15 protein-coding genes are annotated in these 15214 nt (G+C 64.4%); 10 read left to right on the top strand and 5 right to left on the bottom strand.

Annotation, left to right across the window (positions count from 1 at the left end; translation table 11 throughout):
- Positions 1-233 precede the first annotated feature (233 nt).
- From A8B82_RS02550 to glmU, 4 genes are read right to left on the bottom strand one after another with little or no spacing between them, the layout of a single operon-like run.
- Complete coding sequence (locus A8B82_RS02550) at positions 234-920, bottom strand: DNA alkylation repair protein (RefSeq protein ID WP_067287839.1); 687 nt, start codon at positions 918-920, stop codon at positions 234-236.
- Positions 913-1467 (bottom strand): pyridoxamine 5'-phosphate oxidase family protein, encoded by a 555-nt coding sequence (locus A8B82_RS02545; RefSeq protein ID WP_067287837.1) that lies wholly within the window; start codon positions 1465-1467, stop codon positions 913-915. The genes A8B82_RS02550 and A8B82_RS02545 overlap by 8 nt, the downstream gene beginning before the upstream one ends.
- On the bottom strand, positions 1467-3287 hold the full coding sequence (gene glmS, locus A8B82_RS02540; protein ID WP_067287836.1) for a glutamine--fructose-6-phosphate transaminase (isomerizing): 1821 nt from the start codon (positions 3285-3287) through the stop codon (positions 1467-1469). The genes A8B82_RS02545 and glmS overlap by 1 nt, the downstream gene beginning before the upstream one ends.
- 2 nt (positions 3288-3289) lie before the next feature.
- Positions 3290-4642, bottom strand: a complete 1353-nt coding sequence (gene glmU, locus A8B82_RS02535; protein WP_067287834.1) for a bifunctional UDP-N-acetylglucosamine diphosphorylase/glucosamine-1-phosphate N-acetyltransferase GlmU — start codon at positions 4640-4642, stop codon at positions 3290-3292.
- Between the two features lie 129 nt (positions 4643-4771).
- On the opposite strand from glmU, the gene A8B82_RS02530 reads away from it, so the two are divergent.
- Positions 4772-5446, top strand: coding sequence for an HAD-IA family hydrolase (locus A8B82_RS02530; protein ID WP_067287833.1), 675 nt, complete (start codon positions 4772-4774; stop codon positions 5444-5446).
- Entirely contained in the window at positions 5443-6636 is a 1194-nt protein-coding gene (locus A8B82_RS02525; protein WP_067287831.1) for a DegT/DnrJ/EryC1/StrS family aminotransferase, read from the top strand. The genes A8B82_RS02530 and A8B82_RS02525 overlap by 4 nt, the downstream gene beginning before the upstream one ends.
- Before the next feature lie 32 nt (positions 6637-6668).
- Here the strand turns inward: A8B82_RS02525 and A8B82_RS02520 are convergent, their stop codons facing one another.
- Positions 6669-7142 carry a pyridoxamine 5'-phosphate oxidase family protein gene (locus tag A8B82_RS02520; RefSeq protein ID WP_067287829.1) on the bottom strand — a complete coding sequence of 158 codons (474 nt, stop codon included), beginning with the start codon at positions 7140-7142 and terminating at the stop codon, positions 6669-6671.
- Between the two features lie 149 nt (positions 7143-7291).
- On the opposite strand from A8B82_RS02520, the gene A8B82_RS02515 reads away from it, so the two are divergent.
- The 8 genes from A8B82_RS02515 (at position 7292) to A8B82_RS24125 (ending at position 15213) form a co-directional block, all read left to right on the top strand.
- A complete protein-coding gene (locus A8B82_RS02515) occupies positions 7292-8455 on the top strand; it encodes an isovaleryl-CoA dehydrogenase (protein WP_067287930.1) in 1164 nt (387 codons plus the stop codon).
- 3 nt (positions 8456-8458) lie between these two features.
- Positions 8459-8743, top strand: a complete 285-nt coding sequence (locus A8B82_RS02510; protein WP_067287827.1) for a hypothetical protein — start codon at positions 8459-8461, stop codon at positions 8741-8743.
- 25 nt (positions 8744-8768) lie between these two features.
- On the top strand, positions 8769-9170 hold the full coding sequence (locus A8B82_RS02505) for a DUF1622 domain-containing protein (RefSeq protein ID WP_067287825.1): 402 nt from the start codon (positions 8769-8771) through the stop codon (positions 9168-9170).
- 66 nt (positions 9171-9236) lie between these two features.
- Entirely contained in the window at positions 9237-10754 is a 1518-nt protein-coding gene (locus tag A8B82_RS02500; protein ID WP_067287823.1) for an AMP-binding protein, read from the top strand.
- The gene (locus A8B82_RS02495) at positions 10751-11227 is read left to right on the top strand and encodes a lysozyme inhibitor LprI family protein (RefSeq protein WP_082899098.1); all 477 of its coding nucleotides are present in this window, start codon (positions 10751-10753) and stop codon (positions 11225-11227) included. The genes A8B82_RS02500 and A8B82_RS02495 overlap by 4 nt, the downstream gene beginning before the upstream one ends.
- Position 11228: 1 nt before the next feature.
- On the top strand, positions 11229-12833 hold the full coding sequence (locus A8B82_RS02490) for a carboxyl transferase domain-containing protein (RefSeq protein ID WP_067287819.1): 1605 nt from the start codon (positions 11229-11231) through the stop codon (positions 12831-12833).
- Positions 12834-12985: 152 nt separating this feature from the next.
- Positions 12986-14932: an acetyl/propionyl/methylcrotonyl-CoA carboxylase subunit alpha gene (locus A8B82_RS02485; protein WP_067287817.1), complete on the top strand. Its 1947-nt coding sequence runs from the start codon at positions 12986-12988 to the stop codon at positions 14930-14932.
- A complete protein-coding gene (locus tag A8B82_RS24125) occupies positions 14929-15213 on the top strand; it encodes a hypothetical protein (protein ID WP_161489408.1) in 285 nt (94 codons plus the stop codon). The genes A8B82_RS02485 and A8B82_RS24125 overlap by 4 nt, the downstream gene beginning before the upstream one ends.
- Position 15214 lies beyond the last annotated feature (1 nt).

Here is a 15214-nt window from a genome sequence, read left to right as displayed (position 1 = left end):
TCCGAAGGACTGCGCTGCGCGCAGATTACATTATAAAATTCCACTGCGGGCCCACCATCCCAGGAAGGTCTGACACCGCCCTTGATTGATCTCTTTCATGGCACCATCCGCCCGTCTTCCCAAGCACAATAGCCGTCTCCCCCTGCGGGGGCCCCTCGGCGATTGTGCTTGGCAATCCGGTCGTCTGGCGCCCTGACGTTCTCAAGCAAGGGCGGCGCCAGACCAGGGATGATTCAGGTCGTTTTCTTCAGGTGGCGCAGGGCTTCCTTTACCGCGAAGGGTTTCATCGCGGTGCCGTGGGTGTCGATGAAGGTCTGGGTGCGCGGGGCGTCGTGTTTCGACAGATCGCGCAGCCACCAGCCGATGGCTTTCTGGATGAACCATTGATGATCGTGCACGAGGGTTGCGGCCCAGCCCAGGATGCGGTCGCGTTGGGTCAGTTCATCGGGTTTCGGGTGGTTCTGCCTGGTCCAGGGGAGGGTGGCGACAAGGGCGGCGCGGCGGGTCCACATATGGTCACTGGTGACCCATGTCGCCACGGTATCAAGGCGCCTGGGGTCGCTGGTCAGGCGTTTGGCCCCTGCCATGCAGGCGTGATCCGCGATGGCCCAGCTGTCGAAATCAGGGGTCCAGGAGGCGATGAGGTCCCATGCGGCGGCGTCATCGGGGCGGATGCGCGCCTGGGTCAGCAGCTTGGCGGCGGCAAGGCGCGCCTCGTAGATGTTGGTCTGCCAGAGGGCATCGGCCAGGGCGACGCGGGCGGGTGCGTCTGTTTCGGCGCGCCAGGTGGTCGTCAGATCGTTGATCTGCGGATTGGTCAGGCCAAGGTAGGGGCGGTCCACCTTGTGATAGGCGCGCATCTGGGCGGCGCGGTCAGCGTCGCCCAGGGCTTCCAGCGCGGCCAGGTAGGGTTCATGCATCCGCGTCGCCAAGAATATGGGTCGGCAGCCCGTCGATGGTGTGCTGGTTGCGATCCCGCCAATAGGTAGCGATGCCATCCGCGCCGCGGTCTTCTGTCCATTTTTCGAGCGTGTCGCGGGGGCCTTTGTGGTCGTAGAACGGCACGGCATAGCCGCAGCTGGTCTGCATCATTTCGACGGTCATGTCGTAGATCTGGCGCGCGCCGTCGCTCGGCGGAAAATGCGTGTTGAGCGTTGCGAAATCCGCATCGCGCGGATGCAGGGTGCGCGCCGCCCCGTAGGCGCGCATGATCATCGGGCGCGTCTCGAACCCGCACCACATCAGGGTCATGCGGTTGATTTTCCCTAGATGTGCGGCGGTCTCATTGCCCGACCCTGTCAGGTTGCGCCAGATGATCCGGTGGGGACCAAGCACGCGCAGGCTGTCCATGCCCTTGGGCGAAATGTTCACCCGGCCCGTTTCGGCAGCGGTGCCGCAAAAGAACATATGCTGGGCTTCGATGAAGCGTTTGTGGTCGTCGGTTATGCTGTCAAACTGCTTTGCCATTATTCCACCGTCACCGATTTTGCGAGGTTGCGGGGCTGGTCCACGTCCGTGCCCTTGGCCACCGCCGTGTGATAGGCCAGAAGCTGTGCCGGCAGGGCATAGAGGATCGGGGCCAGCGCATCGGCGATGGCAGGCATTTCGATACAGGACCAGGTGCCTTCGCTGGCCTCGGCCAGACCCTTGGCATCGGAGATCAGGATCACCTTGCCCTTGCGCGCCATGACTTCCTGCATGTTGCTGACCGTCTTGTCGAAAAGCGCGTCGCGCGGGGCCATGACGATCACCGGCACATCTTCGTCCACCAGCGCGATGGGGCCATGTTTCAATTCGCCGGAGGCATAGGCTTCGGCGTGGATATAGCTGATTTCCTTGAGCTTCAGCGCGCCCTCCAGCGCCAGCGGGTACATCTGTCCCCGGCCCAGGAACAGCACGTCGCGGGCTGTTGAAAGCTTGTAGGCGGTGTCGCGCATGGCCGGGTTCTGCTCCAATGCGGTGTTGATCACCGAAGGCAGGCCGCGCAGGGCATGGATGTGATCGGCAAGGGCGGCGTCATCCAGCGCGCCGCGATCGCGGGCGGCTTTCAGGACCAGCATGAACAGCACTGTCAGCTGGCAGGTGAAGGCCTTGGTCGAGGCGACGCCGACCTCGACGCCCGCATAGATCGGCAGGGCAAGGTCGCTTTCGCGCGCGATGGAGCTTTCGGGGACGTTGATCACCGATGCGATGGTATCCACCTTGCCCGCGCAATAGCGCAGCGCCGCCAGGGTATCGGCGGTTTCGCCCGACTGGCTGACAAAGATCGCCAGGGTGCCAGAGGTGATAGGGGGTTCGCGGTAACGGTATTCGGAGGCGACATCGACTTCGACGGGGATGCGGGCAATCTGTTCGAACCAGTATTTCGCGGTCAGGCAGGCATAGAACGCGGTGCCGCAGGCGACCATGGTGATGCGTTCGATCCTGGAGAAATCGAGCCCGTCGCCGGGCAGGTGGATCTGCCCGTCATTGCTGAGGTAATGTTGCAGGGCCTGGCCCAGGACGCCGGGTTGCTCGGCGATCTCCTTGGCCATGAAATGCTTGTGGCCGCCCTTGTCGGTGCGGGTGCTGTCGATCTGGATCGTCTTGATCGGGCGCTGCACGACCGCCCCGGTGCTGTCGGTGATCAGGACGGAGGTGCGGGTGATGACGGCGGTGTCGCCTTCTTCCAGATAGGATATCCGGTCGGTGAGGGGCGACAGCGCGATGGCGTCGGAGCCCACGAACATTTCGCCCGTGCCATAGCCGATGGCCAGCGGAGAGCCCTTGCGCGCTGCGATCATCAGGTCGTCCTCGCCATCGAAGAGGAAGGCCAGGGCAAAGGCACCGGTCAGCCGGGACAAGGCCTGTTTCGCTGCCGCCGCCGGGGCGGCCCCCTGTGCCATGTAGTGCTGGGTCAGCAGGGCCACGGTTTCGGTATCGGTTTCGGTCACGAAACTGACGCCCTGGCCTGCAAGTTCCTCGCGCAACTCGCGGAAGTTTTCGATGATGCCGTTATGAACCACCGCCACGCCGCCTGCACGGTGCGGGTGCGCGTTGCTGACGGTAGGCGCGCCGTGGGTGGCCCAGCGGGTATGGCCGATGCCGGATTTCCCGGCCAGGGGCTCATGCACCAGCAGGTCCGACAGGTTGACCAGCTTGCCCACGGCGCGGCGCCGGTCGAGCGTGCCGCTGTTGACGGTGGCGATCCCGGCGCTGTCATAGCCGCGATATTCAAGCCTTTTCAGCGCCTCGACCAGGATGGGTGCTACTTCGTTGTTGCCCAGGACCCCTACAATTCCGCACATAGTCAGCTGCCTCGCTGCATTCTGGCCTTTTTGGCCTTTAACATTTCGAACAATTTCCGTGCCATGCCGGGTTTTTCGACCTGTGGCGCACGGGCCAGCGCCAGCGCATCCGGCTCCACGTCCGATGTGATGACCGAGCCGGAGCCGGTCATAGCGCCGTCTCCGATGTTGACCGGGGCCACCAGCATGGTGTTGGAGCCAATGAAGGCGCGCGCGCCGATATGGGTGTGGTGTTTCATCACGCCGTCGTAGTTGCAGGTGATCGTCCCGGCGCCAAGGTTGGCACCGGCACCGACAAAGGCGTCGCCGACGTAGCTGAGGTGATTGATCTTGGCCCCTTCGGCGACCTGCGCATTCTTGATTTCGACAAAGTTGCCGATGCGCACGTCTTCGGCCAATTCCGCACCGGGGCGCAGGCGGGCGTAGGGCCCGACGATGCCGCCACGCGACACATGGCAGCCTTCAAGGTGCGAAAAGGCCCGGATCGTGGCACCGGATTCGACCGTGACGCCGGGGCCAAAGACCACGTTGGGTTCGATCAGCGTGTCGCGCCCGATGATGGTGTCGCGCGCCAGATAGACGGTTTCCGGGGCCATCAGGGTCACGCCATCCTCAAGCAGGGCGGCGCGGGCGCGGGTTTGAAATGCGGCATCGGCCAGGGCCAGATCGGCGCGGGAGTTCACGCCCAGGGTCTCGGCCTCGTCACAGGTGACTGCGGTGGCGCTAAACCCCCGCGCGCGGGCCAGTCCGACAATGTCGGTGAGGTAATATTCGCCAGCGGCATTGTCATTGCCGACCGCGTCGATCAGGTCGAACAGCAGCTCCGCACGGGCGGCGACCACGCCGGAGTTGCACAGGGTAATGGCGCGCTCTGCCTCTGTTGCGTCCTTGAATTCGACGATACGTTCCAGCCTGTCGCCCTGCATCACCAGCCGGCCATAGCGGGCGGGATCGGCGGCCTGAAAGCCCAGAACCACCACGTCATGCTGTGCCTGCGCGGCCTGCATCCGTTCCAGGGTCTCGGGCTGGATAAAGGGAGTGTCGCCGTACAGGACCACGGCCATGCCGTCGAACCCCGCCAGCGCCGGGCGGGCCTGGGCGACCGCATGGGCGGTGCCAAGCTGTTCCTGCTGATCGACCACGATCGCCTCGGGGTCATGGGCCAGAGTGGCGGCGCGCACCTGATCGGCGCAGTGGCCCGCGACGATGACGGTGTGTTCCGGCTCCAGCACGCGGCCCGATTCCATCGCATGGATCAGCATCGGCTCACCCGCGATCGGGTGCAGGACCTTGGGCAGGTCCGAATTCATCCGTGTGCCTTTGCCTGCGGCAAGGATGATCAGTGACGTTTTCATATCGTTCTCTTTATGCTCTACCTTGCATTCTCTTTACCCCCTACGCACAAAGGCGCAAGGGTGGCGGGCATCAAGATAGGTTGCGGCTTGCAACAAGCGCGGGCGGGGAACCGCGCAAACGGGGGTGGCATGAAGACGGTTATTTTCGATCTGGACGGGACACTTGCGGACACCAGCGGCGATCTGATTGCCGCCGCGAATGCCTGTTTCCGGGAGATGGGCGCAGGCGATCTGCTGGACCCGGTGGCCGATGCGGGCACCGCGTTGCGTGGCGGACGGGCGATGCTGACGCTGGGGATGGGGCGGCTGGGACGGGCCGGGGATATGGACACCATCAACGCCTGTTACCCCAAGCTGCTTGAGGCCTATGCCCGCAACATCGACACTCACACCACCCTGTATCCCGGCGCGATGGAGGCGGTGGCAAGGCTGAAACGCGCAGGCTACCGCGTGGCGATCTGCACCAACAAGCCCGAGGGGCTGGCCGAGACGCTGCTGACGCGGCTGGGGGTGCGCGAGGCTTTCGATGCGATGCTGGGGGCAGATACGTTGTTGGTGCGCAAGCCCGACCCGGAACATCTGTTCGAGACCGCGCGCCGTGCCGGAGGCGACCCGGCGCTTTGCGTGCTGATCGGGGACAGCGACACCGACCGCAACACCGCGCGCAACGCGGGCGTGCCTTGTGTGCTGGTCACTTTCGGACCGGCAGGGGGGGACATGGCGGCGCTGGAGCCCGAGGCCCTGCTGAACCATTATGACGATCTGCATGACATCATCCTGGACCTGGTGGGTGCTGCGGCGTGACGGAAGTGTTCAGCGGCAGTTTCACCCAGCAGGAGCCGATCCCCGAAGAGGGGATCGAGGCGGCGGTTGCCGTCATGCGCTCGGGCCGGTTGCACCGCTATAACACCGCCCCCGGCGAGGTGGCGCAGACCGTTTTGCTGGAACAGGAATTCGCGGCCAAGGTTGGCGCGCGTTATTGTCTCGCGGTGGCCTCCGGTGGCTATTCCCTGAGCACGGCCTTGCGTGCGATTGGTGTCGGGCCGGGCGACCGGGTGCTGACCAACGCCTTTACGCTGGCCCCGGTGCCGGGGGCGATTGCCGCCATCGGCGCGCTGCCGGTCTTTGTGGGCGTGACGCCGCAGCTTGTGATCGACCTGGAGGATCTGGCGGCAAAGGCCGGTCAGGCCGATGTTCTGCTGTTAAGCCACATGCGCGGCCATCTTGCCGACATGGAAGCGGTGATGGCGCTTTGCGACGCGCATGGGATCACGGTGATCGAGGATTGCGCGCATACCATGGGGGCCGCCTGGAAGGGTGTGCCATCGGGGACGCACGGAAAGGTGGGCTGTTATTCCTGCCAGACCTACAAACACATGAACGCCGGCGAAGGGGGGCTGCTGGTGACTGACGATCCGCAGGTCGCCGCCCGTGCGGTGATGCTGTCGGGCTCTTACATGCTTTATGAAAGCCACCGCGCCGGACCGCCGAAAGAGGCGTTCGAGACGATCCGCTATGAGACCCCCAATGTCTCGGGTCGGATGGACAATCTGCGCGCCGCGATCCTGCGGCCCCAGTTGCGTGATCTGGACCGGCAATGTGCGCGCTGGAATGAACGCTATTACGCGATAGAGGCGGGTCTGCGGGACACGCCGGGCCTGACGGTCATCGACCGCCCCGCCGAAGAAACCATCGTGGGATCCTCGATCCAGTTCCTGTTGGCGGGCTGGGAGGCAGACGGGGTCACAGAGGTTCTGCGCCGCTGTCTGGCGCGCGGGGTTGAACTGAAATGGTTCGGGGCCGCAGAGCCGGTGGGCTTTACCAGCCGCTACGATTCATGGCGCTACGTGTCGTCGGAAAAAATGCCCGCCAGCGATGCGGTGCTGGCAGGCATCATCGACATGCGGGTGCCGCTGACCTTCTCGCTGGACGATTGCGCGCTGATCGCGCGGATCATCCGGGCAGAGGTGAGCGCGGTCTTCCAGAAGGCCTGAGGGAAGGCGGCAGGGCCTGCCCATTCGACCTGTCAGAATGTGAGGGTGCCGTGCTGGCCCATGTCCGGTTTCTTGCCGGTCACATTTGCCCTGGCGACATCGAACAGGAACTTGAGATTGCCATCGGTCATCCAGACTTCGGCTTCCGACAGGTCCATGCGGACCAGTTGAATGTCGGGGTCGTTCTGATCGCCCTCGAACCAGGCGGCGGCAAAGGCATTCCAGATGTCGTCCAGCTGCGCAACATCTTGCGAGACGGTGATACGGCCATGGATGCGTGCATAAAGGTGTTCGTCTTTGCTGGAGACAATATACTCTGCCTCCGCGCCCGATGCGGCCGACTTGGCGATGTCGGTGCCCTTTGCCGTGATGAACCACAGGGTCCCCGGTGTGTCGTCATCAACAAAGTGGCTCATCGGAACGCTGCGTGCCCCGGTTGCACCCAGCATGCCGGAACGGACGTCATCCATCCTGTCCCAGAATTCCTTTCTCAGATCGTTTGTCATTGCTGTATCCTTTGCTCACATTGCTGTGCTGTTACCGCCCAACGACCGGAAGGGGAGCCGGGTTCCCGAAGCACAGAGGCTTGACGCAACCACGGGCGGAGCGTAAGTAATGAACGTGCGTTCAATAAATGACCTTGGGGGAGGCGAAGATGTTCAACGCGAGTATGAGTTTCGATTTGGGTGAAGACGTCGCGGCACTGCGCGAGATGATCCACCGCTGGGCGCAGGAACGGGTCAAACCGATGGCGGCGGAGATCGACGCCAGGAACGACTTTCCGCCCGAGCTTTGGACCGAGATGGGCGAATTGGGCCTTCTGGGCATGACCGTAGACGAGGAATACGGCGGTTCCGGCCTTGGCTATGTTGCCCATGTCGTCGCGGTGGAAGAAATCGCGCGCGCCTCTGCCTCGGTCTCTTTGTCCTACGGGGCGCATTCCAACCTTTGCGTCAACCAGATCCGGCTGAACGGCACGCCGGAGCAGAAGGCGAAATACCTGCCCAAGCTTTGTTCGGGCGAGAACGTCGGCGCGCTGGCCATGTCAGAGGCAGGGGCTGGCAGCGACGTGGTGTCGATGAAACTGCGTGCGGAAAAGCGCAACGATCATTTCCGCCTGTCGGGCAACAAGTACTGGATCACTAATGCGCCCAATGCAGAGACTCTGGTGGTCTATGCCAAGACGGACCCGGAGGCCGGGTCCAGGGGCATCACGGCCTTCCTGATCGAACGTGGCATGAAGGGGTTCAGCACCCCGCATCACCTGGACAAGCTGGGGATGCGCGGCTCGAACACCGGTGAGCTGGTCTTTGACGATGTGGAAGTGCCGTTTGAAAACGTGCTGGGCGAAGAGGGGCGCGGCGTTGCGGTCCTGATGTCGGGGCTGGATTATGAACGTGTGGTGCTGGCGGGCATTGGCCTTGGCACCATGGCGGCCTGCCTGGACGAGGTCATGCCCTATGTGAGCGAGCGCAAGCAGTTCGGCCAGCCGATCGGGAACTTTCAACTGATGCAGGGCAAGCTGGCGGACATGTACACGGCGATGAACTCGGCGCGGGCCTATGTCTATAGCGTGGCGCAGGCCTGTGACCGGGGGAATGTGACCCGCCAGGATGCGGCGGCCTGCTGTCTTTATGCATCGGAACAGGCGATGGTGCAGGCCCATCAGGCGGTGCAGGCGATGGGCGGTGCGGGCTATCTGAACGACACGGCCGTGGCGCGCATCTTCCGCGATGCCAAGCTGATGGAGATCGGCGCGGGCACTTCGGAAATCCGGCGGATGCTGGTGGGCCGCGAGATGATGGCGGTAATGAGCTAGGCGATGCCGCGCTGGTTGTGGTGGACCCCACTGGCGGTGCTGACACTGTTGGCGGGGCTGTTGCTGTTCCGGCAGGGCTGGATCGCCGCACATATGACGGAGACGGATGTGATCGACCATTTTGCCGCGCGATATGTGGCCGACCATGCCGGGCAAAAGTCCGATTGCGTCGCCTTGCCGGGCCGCGCGGCGCAGGTCTGGATCGAGGTGCATTGCGGCGATGCGGTAATTTACCCGGTGGACCGCGCCGGGCGGCTGATCACCCTGCCAGAAGGGCCTGATGCATGAGTGACGTATCAAGGGAGCGACCGGAATGGACAGCCTGATCGACCTCGAAGCGGAGAGCGGCATTCTGCATGGCCACCTGCACGGCCTTGTCGTGGTGCTGGAGTGGTGCGCCACCTTCATTGATCTGGCGGCCATCGCGCTGTTGCTGGTTGGTGCCGCGCGCTTCATCCTCGGGGTGACGCTGGCAGAGATTGCACGCCGCGGTGCCGACCGGGTGCGCCGCACCAACCGCGAGCGGGTCGAACTGGGGCGTTATATCCTGGCCGGTCTGGAGCTGTTTATCGTGTCGGACGTGATCCACACCGCGCTCAGCCTGCGGTTTACCGACCTGATATTCCTGCTTTTGCTGGTCATCATCCGTTCGATCACCTCTTTCTTTCTGGATCGGGAGCTTGGGCAACTTCAAAGGGAGCTGGGCAATGACTGATGTCAGCGCTCTGCCAAAGGCCGATTGTGGCTGGATCGGAATGGTAAACCCGGAGCAGTTGACGTGATGGACCTGCAAGGGCTTCGCAAGGATGGATCGTGGGACCTGCCCGAGCGGTTGAACATGGCCGAACAATGTCTCGCAAGGCCTTCGGATGCATTGGCGATTGTCGATCTGACCGGGCCGGGGCGGCGCGATGTCAGCTATGGGGAACTGGCCCGGATGACGGATGGTCTCGCGCGTGCCCTGATCGCGCGTGTCGCGCCGGGCGACCGGGTTGGCGTGTTGCTGAGCCAGGGACCCTGGTGCGCGGCGGCACATCTGGCGATCTGGAAAATCGGTGCAATCTCGGTCCCGCTGTTCAAGCTTTTCAAACAGGATGCGCTGGCGGCCCGCGCAGGCGACGCCGGTTGCGCCATCGTGCTGACGGACGCGGAAGGGTCCGATCTGCTCGGGGGTCTGGCAGAGCCGTGGATCGCAGCGCAGGTCGGGATTGACGGTGCGTCCGTGGATTTTGCCGACACCGGGCCCCAGGACCCCGCCGTGTTGATCTACACCTCCGGCACCACCGGCACGCCCAAGGGGGCCTTACATGGCCACCGGGTCCTGACCGGGCATCTGCCGGGCGTGGCGATCAGCCACGATCACCTTGGCCAGCCCGGCGATTGCCTGTGGACCCCTGCGGACTGGGCATGGATCGGCGGGTTGTTCGATGTGCTGATGCCCGGCCTTGCGCTGGGCGTGCCCGTCGTGGCCGCGCGGATGGCCAAGTTCAGCCCCGAAGGCTGCGCCGATATCATTGCACGCGGCAATGTGCGCAACGTGTTCTTTCCACCGACGGCCCTGCGGATGCTCAAGGCGGCAGACCGCGCGTTGCCGGGCCTGCGCTCTGTCGCCAGCGGCGGCGAGCCGCTGGGCGCAGAGATGCTGGCCTGGGGGCAGGGTGCCTTCGGCCTTCAGATCAACGAATTCTACGGCCAGACGGAATGCAACATGGTCGCGTCAAGCTGCGGGGTGGACTATCCCGCCCGCGCAGGTTGTATTGGCAAGGCGGTGCCGGGGCATGAGGTGGCGGTGATCGACGATGCGGGCCAACCGACGGAGGGCGAGGGCGACGTGGCGGTGCGGCGCGGATCGGCCTCCATGATGCTGGGATACTGGAACCGGCCCGAAGCCACCGCCGAGAAGTTTCGCGGCGATTGGCTGGTGACGGGGGACCGGGGCCTGTGGGAAGGGGATTTCCTGCGCTTTGTGGGGCGTGAGGACGATGTGATCACTTCGGCAGGCTATCGGATCGGTCCGGCGGAGATCGAGGATTGCCTGCTGACCCATCCGGGCGTGGCCACCTGTGGCGTCGTGGGCAAGCCTGACGCGCTGCGCACCGAGATCGTGAAGGCCTATGTGGTGCGCAAGGACGGGGCAGGCGTGACCGCACAGGAATTGCAGGACTGGGTCAAGGAACGGCTTGCAGGTTACTCATACCCAAGGGAAATTGCGTTTCTGGAGGAACTGCCGATGACCGTCACTGGCAAGGTGATCCGCCGCGCGCTGAAACAGATGGCGACAGAGGAGACCCGGCAATGAGACGGATGATGATTTTGGCAATGGTCGGGTCTGGCCTATGGAATGGGCTTTGGCCCGGTGGCGCCTGGGCGCAGCAGGTCGACAGCGGCACGGTCCGGTCCTGTTTCGCGCAGACCCCGACCGGAGAGATGTCGCCGGATTGCCTTGGCGCTGCATCGAACACCTGCCAGGATCAGGGTTTTGATACCACTTTGGGCATCACCCAGTGCATCCAGGCCGAAACAGAGGTCTGGGACACCTTGCTGAATGAACAATACAAGAGCACCCGTGCGGTTCTGGGGGCACAGAATCCGGCGCTTCAGAACTATTTGCTGGCGGCGCAACGGGCCTGGATCGCCTTCCGCGATGCGGAATGCGCGCTTGGTTACGCACGCTGGCAGGACGGATCTATGCGAAACATCGTCCATGCCAATTGCATGATGGTGATGACGGCCCGGCGCACGCTGGAGCTTCGCGACATGAAGGGAAATTGATGTGAAACTGTTATCTCAGGCTCTGCCGTCTTCCGAAAGCTTCAAGGCCAACGAAGCGGCCCATCTCAAGGCGCTGGAACCCGTCGCAGCCGCGGCAGAGGCGGCGGCCCTTGGCGGCGGCGAGAAATCGCGCGCGCGCCATGCCAGCCGGGGCAAGATGCTGCCGCGCGAGCGGGTGGCGAACCTGCTGGACCCCGGATCGCCCTTTCTCGAAATCGGCGCGACAGCGGCGCATGGGCTGTATGGCGGCGCGGCCCCCTGTGCGGGTGTGATTGCGGGCATTGGCCGGGTGCAGGGCCATGAGGTCATGGTGGTGTGCAACGACGCCACCGTGAAGGGCGGCACCTATTATCCGATGACGGTCAAGAAGCACCTGCGCGCGCAGGAAATCGCAGAGACGAACCATCTGCCCTGCGTCTACCTTGTGGACAGTGGCGGCGCGAACCTGCCGAACCAGGATGAGGTCTTCCCCGACCGCGACCATTTCGGCGCGATCTTCTACAACCAGGCGCGGATGTCGGCCAAGGGGATACCGCAGATTGCCGTGGTGATGGGGTCTTGTACCGCAGGCGGGGCCTATGTGCCTGCGATGTCGGATGTGACCATCATCGTGAAGGAACAGGGCACGATCTTTCTGGCCGGACCGCCGCTGGTCAAGGCGGCGACGGGCGAGGTGGTCAGCGCCGAGGATCTGGGCGGCGGCGACGTGCACACGCGCCTGTCCGGTGTGGCCGACTATCTGGCAGAGGATGACGCCCATGCGCTGAGCCTTGCGCGCCGCGCGGTGGCGCAGCTGAACCGCACCCGGCCTGCGACTGTCCAATGGGAAAGCCCGGAGGAGCCCGCCTATGACCCGGCGGAACTGCTGGGTGTGGTGCCTGCCGACCTGCGCACACCCTATGACATCCGCGAGGTGATTGCCCGGCTGGTGGACGGCAGCCGCTTTGACGAATTCAAATCCCGCTTTGGCGAGACACTGGTGACGGGTTTTGCCCATCTCAAGGGCTGTCCCATCGGGATCGTGGCCAACAACGGGGTGTTGTTCTCGGAAGCGGCGCAAAAGGGCGCGCATTTCATCGAACTGTGCAGCCAGCGCAATATCCCCTTGGTTTTCCTGCAGAATATCACAGGATTCATGGTGGGCCGCAAATACGAGAACGAAGGAATCGCGCGGCATGGGGCCAAGATGGTGACGGCAGTGGCCACCACCAATGTGCCCAAGATCACCATGCTGGTCGGCGGCTCCTTCGGGGCGGGCAACTATGGCATGTCGGGGCGCGCCTATCGGCCGCGGTTCCTGTGGACCTGGCCCAACAGCCGGATTTCCGTCATGGGCGGCCCGCAGGCGGCGGGGGTTCTGGCCACCGTCAAGCGCGACGCGCTGGAGCGGGCGGGCGAGACCTGGACCGAAGAAGAGGAGACTGCCTTCAAGCAGCCCACGATTGACATGTTCGAGGAGCAGTCGCATCCGCTTTATGCCGCTGCGCGGCTCTGGGACGATGGCATCATCGACCCGCGCAAGAGCCGGGATGTGTTGTTTTTGAGCCTTTCGGCCAGCCTGAATGCCCCCATCGAGCCGACACGCTTTGGCGTGTTCCGGATGTGACCATGGCCTGTGCATTGCCAGTCACAGACCGTGCACAATCCATGCACCGCCTGTGCACGGGGGGCGCTGCCCCCGCAGTCTGCGACTGCTCCCCCGGTGGTATTTGAGGAACAATGAAATGATGAGTCGAGATCAATTGGAGAGGATGCGCGATGTTTGACACGATCCTGATTGCGAACCGGGGCGAGATCGCCTGTCGGGTGATGGAGACGGCGCAGGCCATGGGGGTGCGCTGTGTCGCGGTCTATTCCGACGCGGATGCAGCGGCGAAACATGTGGCCATGGCGGATGTCGCGGTGCATATCGGGGCCTCGGCACCGTCGGAAAGCTATCTGCGCGGTGACGTGATCATCCAGGCGGCGCTGGACACGGGCGCGCAGGCGATCCATCCGGGCTATGGCTTTCTGTCCGAGAACCCCGGTTTCGTGGATGCGGTGGAACAGGCCGGGCTGGTGTTCATCGGCCCTTCCGCGAAAGCCATCCGCGCGATGGGCCTGAAGGACGCGGCCAAGGCGCTGATGGTCGAGGCGGGCGTGCCGGTGGTGCCGGGGTATCACGGCGCGGACCAGGACGATGCGCTGCTGGCGGCGGAGGCGGAGAAGATCGGCTATCCGGTGCTGATCAAGGCCGTGGCAGGCGGTGGCGGCAAGGGGATGCGGCAGGTCGATGCGGCATCGGGCTTCCAGGCGGCGCTGGCGTCGGCCCGGTCCGAGGCGAAGACCGCCTTTGGCAATTCGGATGTGCTGGTCGAGAAATTCGTGACCAAGCCGCGCCATATCGAGGTGCAGGTCTTTGGTGATGGCCAGAAGGCCGTCCATCTGTTCGAGCGCGATTGTTCGCTGCAACGCCGCCATCAGAAGGTGATCGAGGAAGCCCCGGCACCGGGCATGAATGAAGAGATGCGCGCCGCGATGGGCGCGGCGGCAGTGCGGGCGGCCGAGGCCATCGGCTATGCCGGGGCGGGGACGGTGGAATTCATCGTTGACGGCTCGGAGGGGCTGCGCGCGGAAGGGTTCTTTTTCATGGAGATGAACACGCGGTTGCAGGTGGAACATCCGGTGACGGAAGCCATCACCGGCGTCGATCTGGTAGAATGGCAGTTGCGTGTGGCGGCGGGCGAAAGCCTGCCCAAGGGACAGGATGCGCTGACGATCAACGGCCATGCCTTCGAGGCGCGGCTTTACGCCGAGGATGTGCCGAAAGGGTTTCTGCCCGCCACCGGCACGCTGACGCATCTGGAATTCACCGATCAGACCCGTGCCGACAGCGGGGTGCGGGCGGGCGATACAATCAGCCCGTTCTACGATCCGATGATTGCCAAGGTGATCGTGCATGGCCCGACCCGCGACGTGGCGCTGGCGCGGTTGCGCGCGGCGCTGGCGGGCGCGCAGGTGGCGGGCACGGTGACCAACCTGGCCTTTCTGGGGGCGTTGGCGGGTCACGCGGGATTTGCCGCAGGCGACGTCGACACCGGGTTGATCGCCCGCGACATCGAGGCGCTGACCGAACCCCCCAAGGTGGCGCCATGGCACATGGCGCTGGCAGGTATGGCGGCCCTGGGGCTGATGGCACCGCAGGCCGAGGCCGGGTTTACCCTGTGGCGTGCATTGCGGCGTCAGGTGATGCTGGCGCAGGGCGGCGCGGAAACACTGCTCAAGGTCCGGGTGCTGTCGCCTGACCGGCAGTCCTGGTCGGTGGGCGAGGCCGAGGTCAGCGCCGAGCGCCGGGCGGGGCGCTGGTATCTGGACGGGCATATGGCCCCGTCGGTGGCTCTGGCCGGGGCGGTGGTGACGGTCTTTGACGGCTATGGCATGGGTTTTGAGGTGATCGACCCGCTGGCACGAGCGGCGGGCAAGACCGGCGACGGCAATCTGATCGAGGCACCGATGCCGGGGCTGGTGCGGCTGGTCGATGCGGCGGTGGGCCAGAAGGTCACCGCAGGCGACAGGCTGGCGGTGCTTGAGGCCATGAAGATGGAGCACAGCCTGCTGGCCGCCCGCGACGGCGTGGTGGCCGAGGTGCTGGCCGCCGAAGGCGACCAGGTGGAGGCCGGTGCCGCGCTGGTCCGGCTGGAGGCAGAGGCGGAAACCGCCGCGTGAGTTGGCAGGAGTGGCGGGGGGATCGGATGGTGCCGGTCGCACTGGTGGCTGCCGTCGTTATCGCTTATGTCCCTGGTCACAAGCTGCCAATCATGGCGGCGATCCTGTTGATGACGTGGCATATTGCGGTGCTGCGGATGTCGGGGCGGGGCTGGTTGCAGGTTGCGTTTCGCGCGGCTTGCATGCCCGCGCGGCAAAGGTTGACGCGGCAGATCGGAACGCTGCCGCCGGGCACCTTGATGGCCGATAATGCGCCCTGCGCCATGATGGCAGGTAGATGAT

The organism is Sulfitobacter sp. EhC04 (genome assembly GCF_001650875.1).
In the GTDB taxonomy this organism is placed as follows: domain Bacteria; phylum Pseudomonadota; class Alphaproteobacteria; order Rhodobacterales; family Rhodobacteraceae; genus Sulfitobacter.
Note: the sequence above shows the minus strand (reverse complement) of the source record. Positions and strands in the feature narration are given on the sequence as shown.